Genomic DNA, 15,008 nt, shown 5'->3' on the forward strand with positions numbered 1-15,008 from the left:
GCCCTCCCAGACCCCCAACCGCCTGGGGGCGGTTTGCCTGGGCCACTACGCCTGCCCCCGCCAAATGTGTTCCGTGGGGCCCCCCCCCCCCCCCCCCCCACCACCCTGGGAGGAGCGGGCCGTACGGATCAGGCGATCGAGAAGGTCACGACCGTCTGGTAGGTGTCGGCGAACATGAACGGCGGGAGCTGGATCATCCCGGCGCCGCCGACGGCGAACTCACCACCGGTCAGGTCCTCGCCGCCGGCGGCCTGGGAGGCCACCTTCATCGGGACGCCGGAGATCGCTCCCGGGGTGCCCGCGGTGCAGGTGCTCGGGCTGTCCGGGTTGGTGACGGTGCAGGACGGCTGGATGCCGATCTGCGCCTTCGCCATCGAGTGGCCCGTGGTCGTGTTCAGGAACGGCGTACGGGTCGCCGTCACGTCCCAGCCGAGCGAGCCCCCGCGGAAGTCCTGGACGGTCGCGGCGTTGAAGACGCCGACCACCGACTGGGCCTTGCCGTTGATGGTCACCGAGCCGAAGCTGACGGCCGGCTGGCCGTCCTTCGGGCCGAGGGCCAGCGGTCCGGGCAGGACCTCGACGTCGACCGGGTTCGCGACGCCGGGCTGGTCCTCGAGGAAGACGAAGCCCTTGCCGGCCCCGGTCGAGCCGTTGATCTTGATCTCGTCGGCCTTCTTGGTGACCGTGATGTTGCAGGTGGCCACACCCGCGGCGTCCGCGGAGCCGCTGCCGGTGTCACCGGTCGCCGCACCCGCGAGCAGTGCGGAACAAGTGATCGGACCCGCCGGGAAGTTGGCGCCGGTGGCGACGACGGGCGTGCCCGCCTTGCCGCTGTTGGGCGTCAGCTTCGTGGTGACCGGGTCCTTGGGGAGGGCCTCGACGGCGACCGATCCGACGGAGCCGCTGGGGCGCGGGTCGGGCGTACAGGTCGTGGTGTAGACCGTGCCGCCCAGGTCGGCGTCCGTGATGACCTGGTCGATCGTGATCTGGACCGTGGTCCCCTCGGTGCCGTCGGGGATGGTGACGGTCCCGCTGAACGACGGCGGATCGGACTTCTTGTTCGCTTCCTGGTGGCTCGGCACGGCCGGGCTGGTCACGGTCTGCGCGACCCCGCCGACGAACAGCTTGGCCTTGATCGTGTTCACGGTGTCGATCGTGAACATCGGGATGACCGGGGTCTCGCCCGGGTCGATCGTGATCGGCACGCTCTGCCCGGCCTTGGCGCCGTCCGGGAGGGTGATCGTGTAGTCCTGATTGCCGTTGGCACCCGGCTGCGGCGCCGGGGCCACGCACTTCATGAAGACAGGTGTGGTCTTGGTCGCGGCCTGCGCCGTCCCCGCCAGACCCACGACGCCACCGGTCAGGGCGAGGGACAGCGCGCCCGCCCCGGCCAGAACTCTTCGTCGGAATGTTGTACTCACTGGGTCGCGACTCCTTCGTCAGACGAACCCCTCCCCCCACCCGCTGTGTGGGGGAGGTCGAGCCGGTGCGGTGGCCGACATTGACGCTTCGCCGTGATGAGAAGTCAATGACTTGTTTTCGCCTGAAGCACACAGAAATTGATGGGCCATCAGAGGGAGTCTGATGGCCCATCGGATACCGACTGGTCGGTGAACCGCTCAGTGGGCGGCGGGGAGGTGCAGCAGGAGGTTGGGCGTGTCGGCCGCGAGCGCGGTGATCCGGCCGGGCACGGAGCTCCGTACCAGCGCCTCGGACACCTGGGCCGGGGTCTTCGCCGTGCCGCCCGCCAGGATGAGCGCGGCGGCGCCGGCCACGTGCGGGGAGGCCATGGAGGTGCCGGAGGACCGGGCGAGGGCGGTACGGGAGCCCTTCCAGGCCGAGACGACGCCCACGCCGGGCGCCGAGAGGTCCACGCAGCGGCCGTGGTTGGAGAACGGAGCCAAGCGGTCCTCGGCGTCGGTCGCGCCGACCGTGACGGCCTCGGGGACGACGGCCGGGGACACGGCGCAGGCGTCCTTGCCGTCGTTGCCGGCGGCCACGGTGACGGTGATCCCGGCGGCGACGGCCCGGGTCACCGCCGCTTCGAGGGCGCGGCTGCGGCTGCCGCCCATGCTCATGTTCGCGACCGCGGGGGTGCCGGGGGACCGGGCGGCGTCCTTCACCATCCAGTCGAGGCCGCCGACCATGTCCGACAGGCTCCCGGACCCCTGGCAGTCGGCCACCTTCACGGCGACGAGGGAGACCCCCTTCGCGACCCCGTACGTCTCCCCGCCCACGGTCGCCGCGACGTGCGTGCCGTGGCCGTTGCAGTCGCCGGAGGTTTCCAGCCACACGGCGTTGTAGCCGGTGCGGGCGCGGCCGCCGAACTCCCGGTGGCGGATGTTGATCCCGGTGTCCAGCACGTAGACGGTGACGCCCTCGGCCTTGGCGGCGTACGTGTACGAGCCGTCGAGCGGCAGCTCGCGCTGGTCGATCCGGTCCAGCGGCCAGGGTGCCTGCGGCTGCGTGTCGAAGATGCGGAACGGCGCGTCCGGTTCCACGGAGGCCACCCGGGGGTCGGCGGCCAGGACGGCGGCGCGGGCCGGGGTGGTACGGACCGCGAAGCCGTTCAGGGCGGCGTCGTAGACCGCCTTGACCTCGTCGCCGGCGTCCGCGGCCTCGGCTGCCAGGGCGCGGGTGGGGGCGCGGGGGGTGGTGTCCTTCAGGACGACGACGTAGGCGGCGGTCTCGTCGGGATGCGGCGGCAGGGCGGCGGCCGTGGTGGCCGCCGCGAGGAGGGCGGCGGCGGGGAGGAGCGCGGTCAGTGCGGTCATGCGGCCGATGCTCGGCGAACGGCGCCGCGGGCGCGCGGAGGGTGCGCCGAGTGGCCGCACGACACGCCGCCGCGGGGGCTACCGAGGCCTCGATCCTGTAGCCGCACCCATGCACTCGGGGGGCCACCTCCAGCCTCGCCGGCGTTTGAGGCGCGGGTTCCGGGGCGGAGCCCCGATCTTGTAGCCGCACCTGCGCACTTAGGGGGGCATATCCAGCCTCGCCGGCGTTTGAGGCGTGGGGGTCCCCCGGACGGAGTCTGGGGGAGGGTCTGGGGCGGAACCCCAGGAAGCGGCGGCGCAGCCGGCGGGCACCCGCTACGGGGCGATCGCCCAACCCCGCATCGCGAAGAGACCCTCGTCCCGCGCCCCGGCGGACGCGTACGTGGCCAGGGCCGCCTCGTTGTCCGTGTCGACGCCCACCCACATGCCGTAACAGCCGCGCGCCTTCGCCTCGTCGGCCAGTGCCAGCGCCAGCGAGCGGCCGATCCCGCGCCGGCGGTAGCCCTCGTCCACGGAGAGCTCGTAGAGGCACATCTCGGTGCCCTTGTCGGGGTGGCTCATCTCGACGCCGGTGACCATGCCGGCGGGCACCCCGTCGACGTAGGCGATGAGCATCAGGTGCCCGGGGGCGTCGAGGAAGCGGGCGGACCAGTCCTCGCGGGCGGGCCCGTCGAAAAGGCTCTCGGCGGCTGCGATCTCGGCGGGGGTGACGGCCCGGCGGATGTCCATGGCGGCCACGATAGTGCCGGGACGGCGGAAGACCGGGCGGATGGCGAGGCGGCGTGGCGGGCGGCGCCCGCGGCGGTACGGCGCTGCCTCGGGATCGGCCGGGCGGTCCGGGCGGTCAGGACCGGAGGGCCAGGGCCGCCGCGTAGCCGGCGGGGGCCGGGAGGTCCGTCAGGGTCCAGCCGGGGACGGGGGCCGGGGTGGGGGCGGAGCCGACGTACGGGTCGGTCAGGCCGTTGGCGAGGCCGGTGCCGGTGGCCTTGAGGCAGGCCTCCTTGCGGGCCCAGACGCGGGCGAGGGCGGGCCTGCGGTCCGGCGCGGGCAGGGCGGTGAGTTCGGCGGTCTCCGCCGGGTGCAGCAGGGGCAGTACGTCGGCCACCGATGCCGTGCCGGGCGTCTCCTCCACGTCGACGCCCACCGGGACCCCGGCGAAGGCCAGGTAGGCCATGTTCCCGCTGTGCGAGAGGGAGAAGTGGACGCCGCCGCCGGCCACGGCGGGGCGGCCGTGCGGGCCGCCGCAGCACGGGCAGTCCTCCCGGACCAGGACGACCTCCCGCGGAGCCAGCCCCAGGTAGCCGCCGAGCAGCACGCGCAGCCCGAGGTGCGAGGCGAGGTACCGCTGCCGGTCCGCGGGCCGCAACAGCTTCTCGGCACGCTCCCGTTCGGTCGCGTCCAGGACGGCCGCGGCCGCGCCCACCGGGTGGCCGCCGATCACGTCCAGCGTGGTGTCCAGGGACCACACCGCCGGGGTCGAGGCCCCGGGGACCGCGCCGGTCCGCGGTGCGCTGCCGCCGAGCTGGTTCACGTACTCGATCACCTGAACGAGAGTAGCCGCCGCCGCAGTGGCTATCCTCATCCCCTCGACGACGAGGGGGAGCGATCGTGCGAAGTGCCGCCGTTACGCCGGAAGGTGACCGGATCCGTTGGGTGGAGCTGCCGGGGGAGGAGCCGGCCCGCGTGTACGTCCACGGGCTGGGGGCCACCGCGCCGGCCTACTTCGCGGCGAGCGCGGTCCATCCGCTGCTGGCGGGGCGGCGGTCGCTGCTGGTCGACCTGCTGGGCTTCGGGCACAGTGACCGGCCCGAGGCGTTCGGCTACACCCTTGAGGACCACGCCGACGCGCTGGCCGCCGCCCTCACCGAGGCCGGTGTGGAGGGCGCCGAGCTGATCGCGCACAGCATGGGCGGCGCGGTGGCCATCGTGCTCGCCGACCGGCACCCCGGCCTGGTGTCGCGGCTGGTGCTCGTCGACGCCAATCTGGATCCGCAGCCCCGCGTCCCCCCTACGGCGGGAAGCAGCGGCATCGCCTCCTACACCGAGGAGGAGTTCCTGGCCGGCGGCTGGGCGGAGGTGCGCGACCGGGTCGGCGCGCACTGGTGGGCCACGATGCGGCTCGCGGGCCGGACCGCCCTGTACCGCACCGCCGTTCACCTCGCCGCGGGTACGACGCCCACGATGCGGGAGCTGCTGCTGGAGCTGAAGATCCCGCGCAGCTACCTGCTGCCCGAGGAGGACGGCCCGCTCCCGGGGGCCGACGCCCTGGAGGCGGCGGGCGTGGCCGTGGTGGCCCTCCCCGACTGCGGGCACAACATCATGCTGGACAATCCCGACGGCTTCGCCCGAGCCACCGCGACCGCCCTGGCCCGCCCATAGCCCCCTGGCAGGCGCATAGCCGCCCCTGGCCCGCGCATAGCCGCCCGTGGCCGGCGGATGGCCGCCCCGGCCCGCGGATGGCCGTCCCCGGCCCGCGGCGGCCTGCGGCCGGCCGCCCAGGCCCCCGGCAGCCGCCCCCGGTCCGCGGTCAGCCGTGTGCGACCGGGGTGCCGTTCTGCGTCCTCGCGCCCGGGGACGGGGTGCCGTCGGTCCAGGCGTAGACCCGCTTCCCGCGCACCACGACCTGGTACTGGTGGAAGTCCCGGCACTCGGCCCGCTCCTCGGCCCGCAGCCCGCCGCGCGGCCACCACTTGGCGCCCAGATCCGGGCCGACGACCTGCTTCGGCGTGCCCGCCGCGCACTGCGGGCCGTCGAGCGGGGTCGCCCCCAGCGTGAACCGGATCAGCTTGGACCCGCCGGTGGTGCGCACCCGTATGCGGACGTCGGTGGCGTCCTTGGGTATCCAGGACGGCAGCACGAAGGCCAGGTCCCCGCGCGTGGGCGCATCGGCGGCGGTCGCGAAGCGCTGACCCTTCTCCTTGAACACCCGGTCGTTGACCACGTCGGTCACCGGGTTCGGCGGGAGGTTGGGCAGGGCGAAGCCGGCGGTGGCGAGGAGGCCCACGCTTGCGGCGGCGATCACGAACGGGCGGCTGCGGTTCATGCCCCAAGTCTCGGCCGCGGCACCCACATCGCGCGTCCCTCCCCAGTACGAATCCGAACTCTGCCGCAGGTATCACGCGCCCTCATACCTGAGACTCAGCTCCGGCTGCCCGGCCAGGCCCAGTGACCCGGCGGCGTCCCGGGGAGTTGGTGAGGCGGGATCCCCCCTCACCGCCCCGACCCCGCCCCCGCCACGGTCCCGAGGAACGCCATGCGCCGTCGTGCCACCCGTCGTGCCGCCCGCAGTGCCACCCGCCGTCTCGCCCCCGCTCTCGCCTCGGCCGCCGCGGCCGTGGTGCTCGCCCTCGCTCCGGCCGCCACCGCCACCGCGGCCCCGGCGGTGCCGGCCGACAAGCCGCAGGTCCTGAGCCGCTGGACGCAGACCGGCGTCGCCAGCTACCGGGCCTGGGCCGACGCGCGGGAGCACCGGAACGCCTGGGCCGCGTACGGCTTCGACTGGTCGACGGACTACTGCACCACCTCCCCGGACAACCCCTTCGGGTTCCCCTTCCGGATGGCCTGCGCACGCCACGACTTCGGCTACCGCAACCACCGGGCGGCAGGGCTGTTTCCGGCCGCCAAATCCCGGCTGGACGAGGCCTTCCGCGCCGACCTGCGCAGGGTCTGCGCGCAGTACTCGGGCGCACGCAAGGCCTCCTGCGAGAGCACCGCCTGGACGTACTACCAGGCCGTCAGACTCCTCGGGATTTCCTAGAACACGGGCCCACCGCGCGATGTTCAACACCCCTCCGACCCGCGTACGTCGGACTACGTGGAGGGCCGGTTCGGCTGAGGCGACAGGTGGCGGGCGAACCAGTCTCGGGCGAGGGCGGAGACCTCGTCCAGGGTTCCCGGCTCCTCGAAGAGGTGGGTGGCGCCCGGGACGATCTCCAGCCGGTTCTCGCAGTGGCGCAGTTCCTGCTGGGCCTGCCGGTTGAGGTCGAGCACCATGGTGTCGCGGCCGCCCACGATGAGCAGGGTGGGCGCCCGTACGCCCGCGAGCCGCGGGGCCGCGAGGTCGGGGCGGCCGCCGCGGGAGACGATCGCGCCGATGCCGGCGTGCTCGTCCGCGGCCGCCCACAGCGCGGCCGCGGCCCCGGTGCTGGCCCCGAAGTAGCCGATCGGGAGGGACTCGCGGCCCCGCAGCCAGCGCGTGGCGTCCGCGAGCCGCCGGGCCAGGACCTCGATGTCGAACACGTTCGCCCGGTGGCCCTCCTCGGCCGGTGTGAGCAGGTCGAAGAGCAGGGTGCCCAGCCCCGCCCGGTTCAGGTCGGCGGCCACCGCGCGGTTGCGCGGGCTGTGCCGGCTGCTGCCCGAGCCGTGCGCGAACATCACCACCCCGCCGGCGCCCGCGGGCAGGGCGAGGTCCCCGGCGAGCGCGACCCCGCCGGCGTCCACCTCGACCTCCACCTCGGCCTCGGCTCCGGTCGCGGCAGGGGGCAGGGGCCGGGCGGCGGCCCGCGCCAGCAGGTCCACGACCTCCTCGTCGGGGGTCTGGGAAAAGTCCTGGTACCACTCGCCGACGGCCGAGAACGCGCGCGGCGTGGACAGGCAGACCACCTCGTCCGCCTCGGTGCGCAGCCAGGCCACCGCGTCCGGCGGCGCCACCGGTACGGCCAGCACCACGCGGGCCGCGCCCATCGCCCGGACCACCTCGCACGCGGCGGCGGCCGTGGCTCCGGTCGCGATCCCGTCGTCGACCACGATCACCGTCCGGCCGGCGGGATCCACCCGCGGACGGCCCTCGCGGAAGGTCAGGGCCTGCCGGGCGAGCACCGCCTCCTCGGCGCGCTCGACCGCCGCGAGGCCCTCCGCCCCGACCCCGCTGCGGCGGGCGATGTCCTCGCTGATCACCCGTACGCCGCCCTCGCCGATGGCACCGAACCCCAGCTCACGGTGGTAGGGGACGCCGAGCTTGCGGACCACGATCACGTCGAGCGGAGCCCCGAGGGCCTGCGCCACCTCGAAGGCCACCGGAATTCCCCCGCGCGGCAGCCCCAGGACGACGGGGTTGTCCCCCTTCAGGTGACGGAGCGCCTCGGCAAGACGCCGCCCCGCGTCAGCGCGATGGGTGAACTGCACGAGGGTTCACCCCCAGACGAATGGGGATACGGGGACCACGCACGCACCTGATTCCACGCAACCCCATGCGCGGTTCCCCCGCAACTCGGGGCCGGACGGCCGCGCCGCTCCCTGCTTGTCCGCTGCCTAGTGCCTGCCGAGCACGTCGAGCAGCCGCTGCCCGAATTCCCGCGGCCGGTCGGTGTATCCGCTGTGCCCGCCAGGGAATTCGGTCACCGTGCCGCCGAGCCGCCCGGCCAGCGCCGCGGCGGGCCGGTACGGCAGGTGCCCCCGGGTCTCCTCCCCCACCGCCAGCACCAGTCGATCCGATACGGGGGCCAGCGCGGCCTCGTCGGGAAGGTACGCCGTGAACTGGCGCAGCTCGTGTTCCAGGAAGACCGGGAAGTTCGCGCCGAGCCGGGAAATCATCGCGGCGGCCCGGGGCGGCAGCCCCGCGGGATCGGGCAGCGGCTTCAGGGTGCCGCCGATACCGGCCGTGAAGTACGCGGCCGCGGCTCCGAGACCGTCGGCGCGGAAGACCGCGTAGACCTGCTCGAAGAACCCGCGCTCCGCGGGGTCCGGCAGCAGCCCGGCGCACGGCGGCTGGTCCGCGACGACCAGGCGCAGCCGCTCGGGGCGGCGGGCGAGCAGGTCGAGGGCGACGATCGCGCCCGAGCTGCTGCCGTAGACGTACGCGTCCTCGCCGGGCGGCGTGAGGTGGTCGAGCAGGCGGTGGGCGTCCTCGCTCTGCACCTCGACCCGCTGGTCCACGGGGCCGGGGGAGTCGAGGAGGCTGCGGGAGTAGCCGCGCGGGTCGAAGGTGACGACGGTGTGGCGCGCGGCGAGGGTGTCGGCGATGCCGTCGAAGACGCCGGCGTCCCCGCCGCCGCCCGGGAGCATGAGCAGCACGGGGCCGCTGCCGCGCACCTCGTGGTAGAGGCTCGCTCCGGGCACCTGCAACGTTCCGGTTCTCACGGTGTGTTCTCCTCCTGGTCCGCCGATGCGGACGATGCAGTCGATGCGTGTGGTGTCGTCGGTGTCGTCGGTGTCGCCGAAGGCCAGTGCTCCAGCAGTACGTGCAGGGCGTCGATGGCGCGGTCCCAGGAGACGCCGGTGTCCCGGGAGTGGCCGAATCCGCCGGTGGCCTCCAGGCTGCTGTAGCCGTGGAAGGTGCTGCGCAGCAGCCGGACCGCGTCGGTCAGGTCCGGCTCGTCGAGCCCGTAGGCGCGCAGCATTCCGTAGGTGAGCTCCACGCTGCGCAGGTGCCCCGGCGACCCGGCGGCCCGGGCCGGGTCGATCTGGATCTGCGTGGCCGCGTAGCGCCCGGGGTGCCGGAGCGCGAACTCCCGGTAGGCGTGCGCGAACGCGGCGAGCGCGTCCTTGCCCGACCGGCCCGCGACCGCCGCGCCGATGCGGTCGGTCATCTCGCCGACCGCGAGCACGGCCACCCGGGTCCGCAGGTCCTGCACGTTCTTGATGTGCGAGTACAGGCTCGCGTCCTTGACCCCGAACTGCCGGGCGAGCGCGGACACGCTGACGCGGTCGAAGCCGATCTCGTCGGCCATGTCGGCCGCGGCCCGGACGACCCGCTCGCCCGTCAGCCCCACGCGCGCTGCCATGCGCCACCTCCCACATGCCGCTGCCTAGACCCTCTAGGTAGATTCCTAATATACATAGGCGTGGTGCTGTGGGAAGGTGGTCGTGTGACGACGCTGGAGGACCTCGCCCGGCTGCGCCGGGCCCGTGACCGGATGGACCGCGACTACGCGCAGCCCCTCGACGTGCCGGCGCTGGCGCGCACGGCCCTCATGTCGGCGGGGCACTTCTCCCGCAGCTTCAGGGCCGCCTACGGGGAGACGCCGTACAGCTACCTGATGACCCGTCGCATCGAGCGGGCCAAGGCGCTGCTGCGGCGCGGCGACCTGACGGTGACGGAGGTCTGCTTCGAGGTCGGCTGTACCTCGCTGGGCTCGTTCAGCTCGCGGTTCACCGAGCTGGTCGGCGAGAGCCCCAGCTCCTACCGGGCCCGCAACCACGACGAGAGCGCCGCCATCCCGCCCTGCGTCGCCAAGATCCACACGCGACCGGTCAGGAACGGAGAAGCCAAAGCCGCACCCCGCCCCTAGCGTGGAGCGCATGGACATCAAACTCTCCCAGTGCTTCATCGCCGTCGACGACCACGACAAGGCGCTCCCCTTCTACCGGGACGTACTCGGCCTGGAGGTGCGCAACGACGTCGGCTACGAGGGGATGCGGTGGGTCACCGTCGGCGCACCCTCGCAGCCCGACGTGAACATCGTCCTCGAACCGCCCCTCGCGGACCCGAACGCCACGGCGGCCGACCGGGAGGCCATGGCGGAACTCCTGGCGAAGGGCCTCCTGCGCGCCGTCATCTTCAGCACCGACGACTGCGACGCCACCTTCGAGAGCATCCGCGCCGCGGGCGGCGAGGTGCTCCAGGAGCCGGTCGACCAGCCGTACGGCGTCCGCGACTGTGCCTTCCGCGACCCGGCCGGCAACATGCTCCGCTTCACGCAGCCCCGCAAGTAGCCCTACTCCTGGCGGATGACGGCGAGGGCGCCGGCGAGCTCGTCGGCCTTCAGCAGGACGTCGCGCGCCTTCGAACCCTTGCTCGGACCCACGATTCCCCGTGACTCCATCAGGTCCATGAGCCGGCCGGCCTTGGCGAAGCCCACCCGCAGTTTGCGCTGGAGCATCGAGGTGGAGCCGAACTGGGTGGAGACGACGAGCTCCGCCGCCTGGCACAGCAGGTCCAGGTCGTCGCCGATGTCCTCGGCGGTCTCCTTCTTCTGCCTCTGCTTCTGTTTCTGTTTCTGCCCGACGGTGACGTCGTCGCGGTAGACCGGGGCCATCTGGTCCTTGCAGTGCCGGACGATCCCGGCGATCTCGTCCTCGGTGACGAAGGCGCCCTGGAGGCGGACGGGCTTGTTGGCGCCCATCGGCAGGAACAGCCCGTCGCCCTTTCCGATCAGCTTCTCGGCGCCCGGCTGGTCCAGGATGACCCGGCTGTCGGCGAGCGAGGAGGTGGCGAAGGCGAGCCGCGAGGGCACGTTCGCCTTGATCAGACCGGTCACGACGTCCACCGAGGGCCGCTGGGTCGCGAGCACCAGGTGGATGCCGGCCGCGCGGGCCAGCTGGGTGATCCGGACGATCGAGTCCTCGACGTCCCGCGGCGCCACCATCATCAGGTCGGCCAGCTCGTCGACGATCACCAGCAGGTACGGGTACGGGCTGAGCTCCCGCTCGCTGCCCGGCGGCAGTTTGATCTTGCCGTCCCGGATCGCCTGGTTGAGCTGGTCGATGTGCCGGTAGCCGAAGGCGGCCAGGTCGTCGTAGCGCAGGTCCATCTCGCGCACCACCCACTGCAGCGCCTCGGCGGCCCGCTTCGGGTTGGTGATGATCGGCGTGATCAGGTGCGGAATGCCCTCGTACGCCGTCAGCTCCACCCGCTTCGGGTCCACGAGGACCATCCGCACGTCCTCCGGCGTGGCCCGGAGCAGGACCGAAGCGATCAGAGAATGGATACAGGAGGATTTCCCGGAACCTGTCATGCCGGCCACCAGCACGTGCGGCAACTTGACCAGGTTGGCCATGACGTAGCCGCCCTCGACGTCCTTGCCCAGCGCCACCAGCAGCGGATGGTCGTCCTCGGCCGCGTCCGCCGGCCGGAGCACGTCCCCCAGGTTGACCCTCCTGCCAGGACCACCTTTCCCCAGCAGGTCCAGCGAGGGCAGCGTGTACGTGATCTGCCCGCTCGGTTGGAGCTGCTCAGCGGGGGGCGGACCCGGAGGCCGTTCCGGGCGTGGCGGTGCGGTGGCGGGCAGGGGATGGGTCGCCACCGCAGTGGGGAGAGCCGGCGGCGGGTTCGTCGGCGGCCGGAAGGGACCGGCAGAAGGAGGCTGAGCTGCCGGTGCGGCCGACCACTTGTCCCGCAGGCGCCGCACGAGCCTCCGCGTGGCAGGGCCGCCGAAAAGGCCTGGACGCGCCTGGTTGACGGAACGCAAGAGGTCCCGGACCTCATCTGCGCTCTGCGGGCGGGCCCGTTGGTCCCTCTCCAGGAGGGCCAGCACCAGTTCGTCCCAACCGGCGGGCAGCCGCGGGTCGAGGTGACTCGGCGGTACCGGCCGTTCGGTGACGTGCTTGACGAGCATGGAGATCCGGCCGGCAGCGCTGAAGGGCGGCCGGCCCGTGATCAGGGCGTAGAGGACGCACCCCAGCGAGTACAGGTCACTGCGGTGGTCGAGAGCCGACGCCTGCGCCTGTTCGGGCGACATGTAGGCGGGCGTGCCGAGCACCGTCCCCATCTCGGTCAGCGTCGTGTGGGGGGCCGCGCCGTCCAGGAAGGAGGCGATCCCGAAGTCGAGAACCTTGACGAAGCCATCCTGGGTGATCATGACGTTCGCCGGCTTGACGTCGCGATGCACCACGGCTGCGGCATGCGCTGCGGCCAGGGCGGCGCAGATCTGGTCGGCCCAGTCGGTGATGACGCCCAGCGGAGGCCTGCCCTGCTGGATGACGTGGTCCAGCGACTGACCGCGTAGGAGTTCCATGACGATGTACAGAACGGGTGCCCCGTCGATCTCGCCATCGCCGAAGTCGTGGATGGTCACGATGTGACGGCTGTCGAGGCGGGCCACGACTTCCGCCTCGCGCTTGAACCGGGCTCTGGCCTTGGGATCCAGGCCGCCTCCCGCGGCAGTCAACGTTTTGACCGCGACTTCTCGGCCCAAAAGTTCATCATGGGCGCGCCAGACCTCGCCCATGCCACCCGCGCCGACGACTTCGAGCAGGCGGTAGCGTCCACCGACCTGGCTCCTGTGCATCATGCCCTTCCCCCCGCAGCCGTTGGACTGCTTGCGCCCCGCTCTGCGCATCACATATGGGGGCACTGCTCAGAGGGATCCTACGGTCGCACCCGCCGGCGCAACTCCCAAGGCCGCGGCCCGGTTTCCCAGGCTTATGCCATCGCTACGGGGGTCGCGCTAATGTGCCGCTGACCTGCACGAAAGCCCTCCGCGGAGGGAGGGCTCGGGGTGGTGGAGTAAGAGTGCCCCCGGCAGGACTCGAACCTGCGGCCAAGTGCTTAGAAGGCACCTGCTCTATCCACTGAGCTACGGGGGCCGGAAGGTGGCCGTGGTGGGCCTGGAGCCCCTTGGTGGGGGTGGGACTGTGGTCCGTGCCGGGTCAAGGATAGGGCTCCGGTTGCCTTGTCCCGGTTGCTTCACCCGCGTGCCACGATGTGGAGGTTCGGTGAAGCGGTCCCGATAATCGCAGGCAGGTGCGATTTTCGCATCGCTTTTGCGCCGCGGCGCCCTGGGTGTTGTGCACTCGTTATGCCTCCGCCCCACTAGTCCGCTGTGTCCACGATGTCCCTCTGGAGTCGCGGTCGGCGCGCAGAGGACGTATAAGCTTCAAAAATGGTCCTAAATTGGGCATTCTTCGCATGTGGTGACCTTGGATGTTCGGCCTCAGCTGCTCGATGCCCTGTCCGCCCTGCGCGACCGGGTCGCGTCCGTGCGTCTGCCGCTGCCCCTGCCCGGCGCTCCGCGCGCCCGCCAGACCAGAGCCGAGCTGCTCGCGCAGCTCGACGACTACCTCGTACCCCGGCTGAAGGCGCCCGAGGCGCCGATGCTCGCCGTCGTCGGCGGGTCCACCGGGGCCGGCAAGTCCACCCTCGTCAACTCACTCGTCGGACGGCAGGTCAGTGAAGCCGGGGTGCTGCGTCCCACGACGCGCACCCCGGTGCTTGTCTGCCATCCGGATGATCATCACTGGTTCGCCGGAATGCGGGTGCTGCCCGACCTCATGCGGATCTGGGTGCCGCACGGGGAGGAGGAGGCCTCCGAGGCCGCGGCCCGGGCGCGTGACCGCGGTCGCGGGAACGGTCACGGGAGTGGCTACGGAAGTGGTCAGGGGGGTGGACTCAGCCATGCGACCCGCGAGATGCGGATCGAGACCGTCTCCACCCTGCCGCGCGGACTCGCCATCCTCGACGCCCCCGACATCGACTCCCTCGTCGTCGAGAACCGGACACTCGCCGCCGAACTCATCTGCGCCGCCGACGTCTGGGTCATGGTCACCACCGCCTCGCGGTACGCCGACGCCGTCCCCTGGCACCTCCTGCGCACCGCCAAGCAGTACAAGGCCACCCTCATCACCGTCCTCGACCGCGTCCCGCACCAGGTGCTCGCCGAGGTCTCACGGCAGTACGGGGCCCTGCTCACCCGGGCCGGGCTGGGCGAGGTGCCCCGCTTCACCGTCCCGGAACTCCCGGAGTCGGCGGGCGGCGGCGGGCTGCTCCCGGCCAGCGCCGTCGCACCGCTCTTCGCCTGGCTCGCCCACCACGCGCAGGACCCCGCCGCCCGCCAGTACGCCGTCGGGCGGACCGCCCTCGGCGCGCTGGACTCCCTCGGCCGCCGGATGCCCGAACTCGCCTCCGCCGTCGCCGCCCAGCACGCCGCCGCCGTACGGCTGACCTCGGCCGTCGAGGACGCGTACAAGAGGGAGGGCAGGCGGGTCCGCAACCGCCTCGACCACGGCGCCGTACTGGCCGGGGACGCGCTGACCCGGTGGCGCGGCTACCCCCTCGACACCAGCGCCGACGAACTCCTCGACTCCCTCGCCGAGTCGCTCGCCGCGCTCCTCCAGTGCGCCGTCGCCGCCGCCGACGAACGGATCGCCGCATCCTGGCGCCGCGAGCCGGCCGCCGGAGCGGTGGCCCTGCCCGCACCCGACCGGGAGGCCGGGGAGCGCATCGGCATGGCCGTACGGCGCTGGCGGCGCGTGCTGGAGGAACTCGCCGAGGAGGAGGTCGCCCGGTCCGACCGGCAGCCCGCACCCGACCCCGACGGGGTCGCGGCCCTGCTCGTCGCCGCCCTCCTCGGCGGCAAGCGGGCCCGGCCCGCGGGCGAGAAGCTCGCCGAACGGATCGGCGCCCAGGCCGCGCTGCGCCTGCGCGACCGGGGCGGGGAGCTGGTCGGCGACCACCTCGACCAGGTGCTGCGCGCCGAACGCGACCGCCGGCTCGCCCCGCTGCAGGCGCTCGAAGTGACCCCCGAACCACAGGCCGAGCTGATTGCCGCGCTGTCCGTACTGCAGAAGGAGAGGTGA

At 72.8% G+C, this 15,008-nt stretch carries 14 protein-coding genes and 1 tRNA gene; 5 read left to right on the plus strand and 10 right to left on the minus strand.

The annotated features are described in order from the left end of the window. Window positions 1–128: 128 nt before the first annotated feature. From ACFWBN_RS12795 to ACFWBN_RS12810, 4 genes are all read right to left on the minus strand, one after another. Window positions 129–1,421, minus strand: a complete 1,293-nt coding sequence (locus ACFWBN_RS12795) for a hypothetical protein (RefSeq protein ID WP_385175023.1) — start codon at window positions 1,419–1,421, stop codon at window positions 129–131. 198 nt (window positions 1,422–1,619) lie between these two features. Further along, complete coding sequence (locus ACFWBN_RS12800) at window positions 1,620–2,774, minus strand: S8 family serine peptidase (RefSeq protein WP_385175026.1); 1,155 nt, start codon at window positions 2,772–2,774, stop codon at window positions 1,620–1,622. 315 nt (window positions 2,775–3,089) lie between these two features. Continuing rightward, a complete protein-coding gene (locus tag ACFWBN_RS12805) occupies window positions 3,090–3,503 on the minus strand; it encodes a GNAT family N-acetyltransferase (RefSeq protein ID WP_385175030.1) in 414 nt (137 codons plus the stop codon). Between the two features lie 115 nt (window positions 3,504–3,618). Further along, window positions 3,619–4,317, minus strand: coding sequence for a 4'-phosphopantetheinyl transferase family protein (locus ACFWBN_RS12810; protein WP_385175033.1), 699 nt, complete (start codon window positions 4,315–4,317; stop codon window positions 3,619–3,621). A 65-nt stretch (window positions 4,318–4,382) separates the two neighbouring features. On the opposite strand from ACFWBN_RS12810, the gene ACFWBN_RS12815 reads away from it, so the two are divergent. Then, a complete protein-coding gene (locus ACFWBN_RS12815; RefSeq protein ID WP_385175036.1) occupies window positions 4,383–5,153 on the plus strand; it encodes an alpha/beta fold hydrolase in 771 nt (256 codons plus the stop codon). 148 nt (window positions 5,154–5,301) lie between these two features. Here ACFWBN_RS12815 and ACFWBN_RS12820 read toward each other — a convergent pair whose 3' ends face one another. Continuing rightward, window positions 5,302–5,817, minus strand: a complete 516-nt coding sequence (locus tag ACFWBN_RS12820; protein ID WP_385175039.1) for a hypothetical protein — start codon at window positions 5,815–5,817, stop codon at window positions 5,302–5,304. 210 nt (window positions 5,818–6,027) lie between these two features. Here ACFWBN_RS12820 and ACFWBN_RS12825 point away from each other — a divergent pair, with 210 nt between their 5' ends. Further along, window positions 6,028–6,531, plus strand: a complete 504-nt coding sequence (locus ACFWBN_RS12825) for a phospholipase (RefSeq protein WP_385175042.1) — start codon at window positions 6,028–6,030, stop codon at window positions 6,529–6,531. A gap of 53 nt (window positions 6,532–6,584) precedes the next feature. Here the strand turns inward: ACFWBN_RS12825 and ACFWBN_RS12830 are convergent, their stop codons facing one another. From ACFWBN_RS12830 to ACFWBN_RS12840, 3 genes are all read right to left on the minus strand, one after another. Next, complete coding sequence (locus ACFWBN_RS12830; protein WP_385175046.1) at window positions 6,585–7,898, minus strand: phosphoribosyltransferase family protein; 1,314 nt, start codon at window positions 7,896–7,898, stop codon at window positions 6,585–6,587. A gap of 126 nt (window positions 7,899–8,024) precedes the next feature. Next, complete coding sequence (locus ACFWBN_RS12835; RefSeq protein WP_385175049.1) at window positions 8,025–8,852, minus strand: alpha/beta fold hydrolase; 828 nt, start codon at window positions 8,850–8,852, stop codon at window positions 8,025–8,027. Next, window positions 8,849–9,496, minus strand: a complete 648-nt coding sequence (locus ACFWBN_RS12840; protein WP_385175052.1) for a TetR/AcrR family transcriptional regulator — start codon at window positions 9,494–9,496, stop codon at window positions 8,849–8,851. The genes ACFWBN_RS12835 and ACFWBN_RS12840 overlap by 4 nt, the downstream gene beginning before the upstream one ends. A 132-nt stretch (window positions 9,497–9,628) precedes the next feature. Between ACFWBN_RS12840 and ACFWBN_RS12845 the strand changes: the two genes are divergently transcribed. Then, complete coding sequence (locus tag ACFWBN_RS12845) at window positions 9,629–10,003, plus strand: helix-turn-helix transcriptional regulator (RefSeq protein WP_385175130.1); 375 nt, start codon at window positions 9,629–9,631, stop codon at window positions 10,001–10,003. 10 nt (window positions 10,004–10,013) lie between these two features. After that, window positions 10,014–10,427, plus strand: a complete 414-nt coding sequence (locus ACFWBN_RS12850) for a VOC family protein (protein WP_385175055.1) — start codon at window positions 10,014–10,016, stop codon at window positions 10,425–10,427. Window positions 10,428–10,429: 2 nt separating this feature from the next. Here ACFWBN_RS12850 and ACFWBN_RS12855 read toward each other — a convergent pair whose 3' ends face one another. Together ACFWBN_RS12855 and ACFWBN_RS12860 are read right to left on the minus strand one after the other, a co-directional pair. Further along, window positions 10,430–12,724: an FtsK/SpoIIIE domain-containing protein gene (locus tag ACFWBN_RS12855; RefSeq protein WP_385175058.1), complete on the minus strand. Its 2,295-nt coding sequence runs from the start codon at window positions 12,722–12,724 to the stop codon at window positions 10,430–10,432. Window positions 12,725–12,946: 222 nt separating this feature from the next. Further along, window positions 12,947–13,019, minus strand: a tRNA-Arg gene (locus ACFWBN_RS12860). A 333-nt stretch (window positions 13,020–13,352) separates the two neighbouring features. On the opposite strand from ACFWBN_RS12860, the gene ACFWBN_RS12865 reads away from it, so the two are divergent. Then, complete coding sequence (locus tag ACFWBN_RS12865) at window positions 13,353–15,008, plus strand: dynamin family protein (protein ID WP_385175061.1); 1,656 nt, start codon at window positions 13,353–13,355, stop codon at window positions 15,006–15,008.

Origin of the sequence: Streptomyces sp. NPDC059989 (assembly GCF_042736975.1) — a bacterium.
Taxonomy (GTDB): domain Bacteria; phylum Actinomycetota; class Actinomycetes; order Streptomycetales; family Streptomycetaceae; genus Streptomyces.

Bases quoted from the DNA above. Each gene is read 5' to 3' on its own strand.
- ACFWBN_RS12820 (WP_385175039.1), bottom strand. From the start codon at position 5,817: ATGAACCGCAGCCGCCCGTTCGTGATCGCCGCCGCAAGCGTGGGCCTC.
- ACFWBN_RS12850 (WP_385175055.1), top strand. From the start codon at position 10,014: ATGGACATCAAACTCTCCCAGTGCTTCATCGCCGTCGACGACCACGAC.
- ACFWBN_RS12845 (WP_385175130.1), top strand. From the start codon at position 9,629: ATGGACCGCGACTACGCGCAGCCCCTCGACGTGCCGGCGCTGGCGCGC.
- ACFWBN_RS12825 (WP_385175042.1), top strand. From the start codon at position 6,028: ATGCGCCGTCGTGCCACCCGTCGTGCCGCCCGCAGTGCCACCCGCCGT.
- ACFWBN_RS12855 (WP_385175058.1), bottom strand. From the start codon at position 12,724: ATGATGCACAGGAGCCAGGTCGGTGGACGCTACCGCCTGCTCGAAGTC.
- ACFWBN_RS12800 (WP_385175026.1), bottom strand. From the start codon at position 2,774: ATGACCGCACTGACCGCGCTCCTCCCCGCCGCCGCCCTCCTCGCGGCG.
- ACFWBN_RS12805 (WP_385175030.1), bottom strand. From the start codon at position 3,503: ATGGACATCCGCCGGGCCGTCACCCCCGCCGAGATCGCAGCCGCCGAG.
- ACFWBN_RS12840 (WP_385175052.1), bottom strand. From the start codon at position 9,496: ATGGCAGCGCGCGTGGGGCTGACGGGCGAGCGGGTCGTCCGGGCCGCG.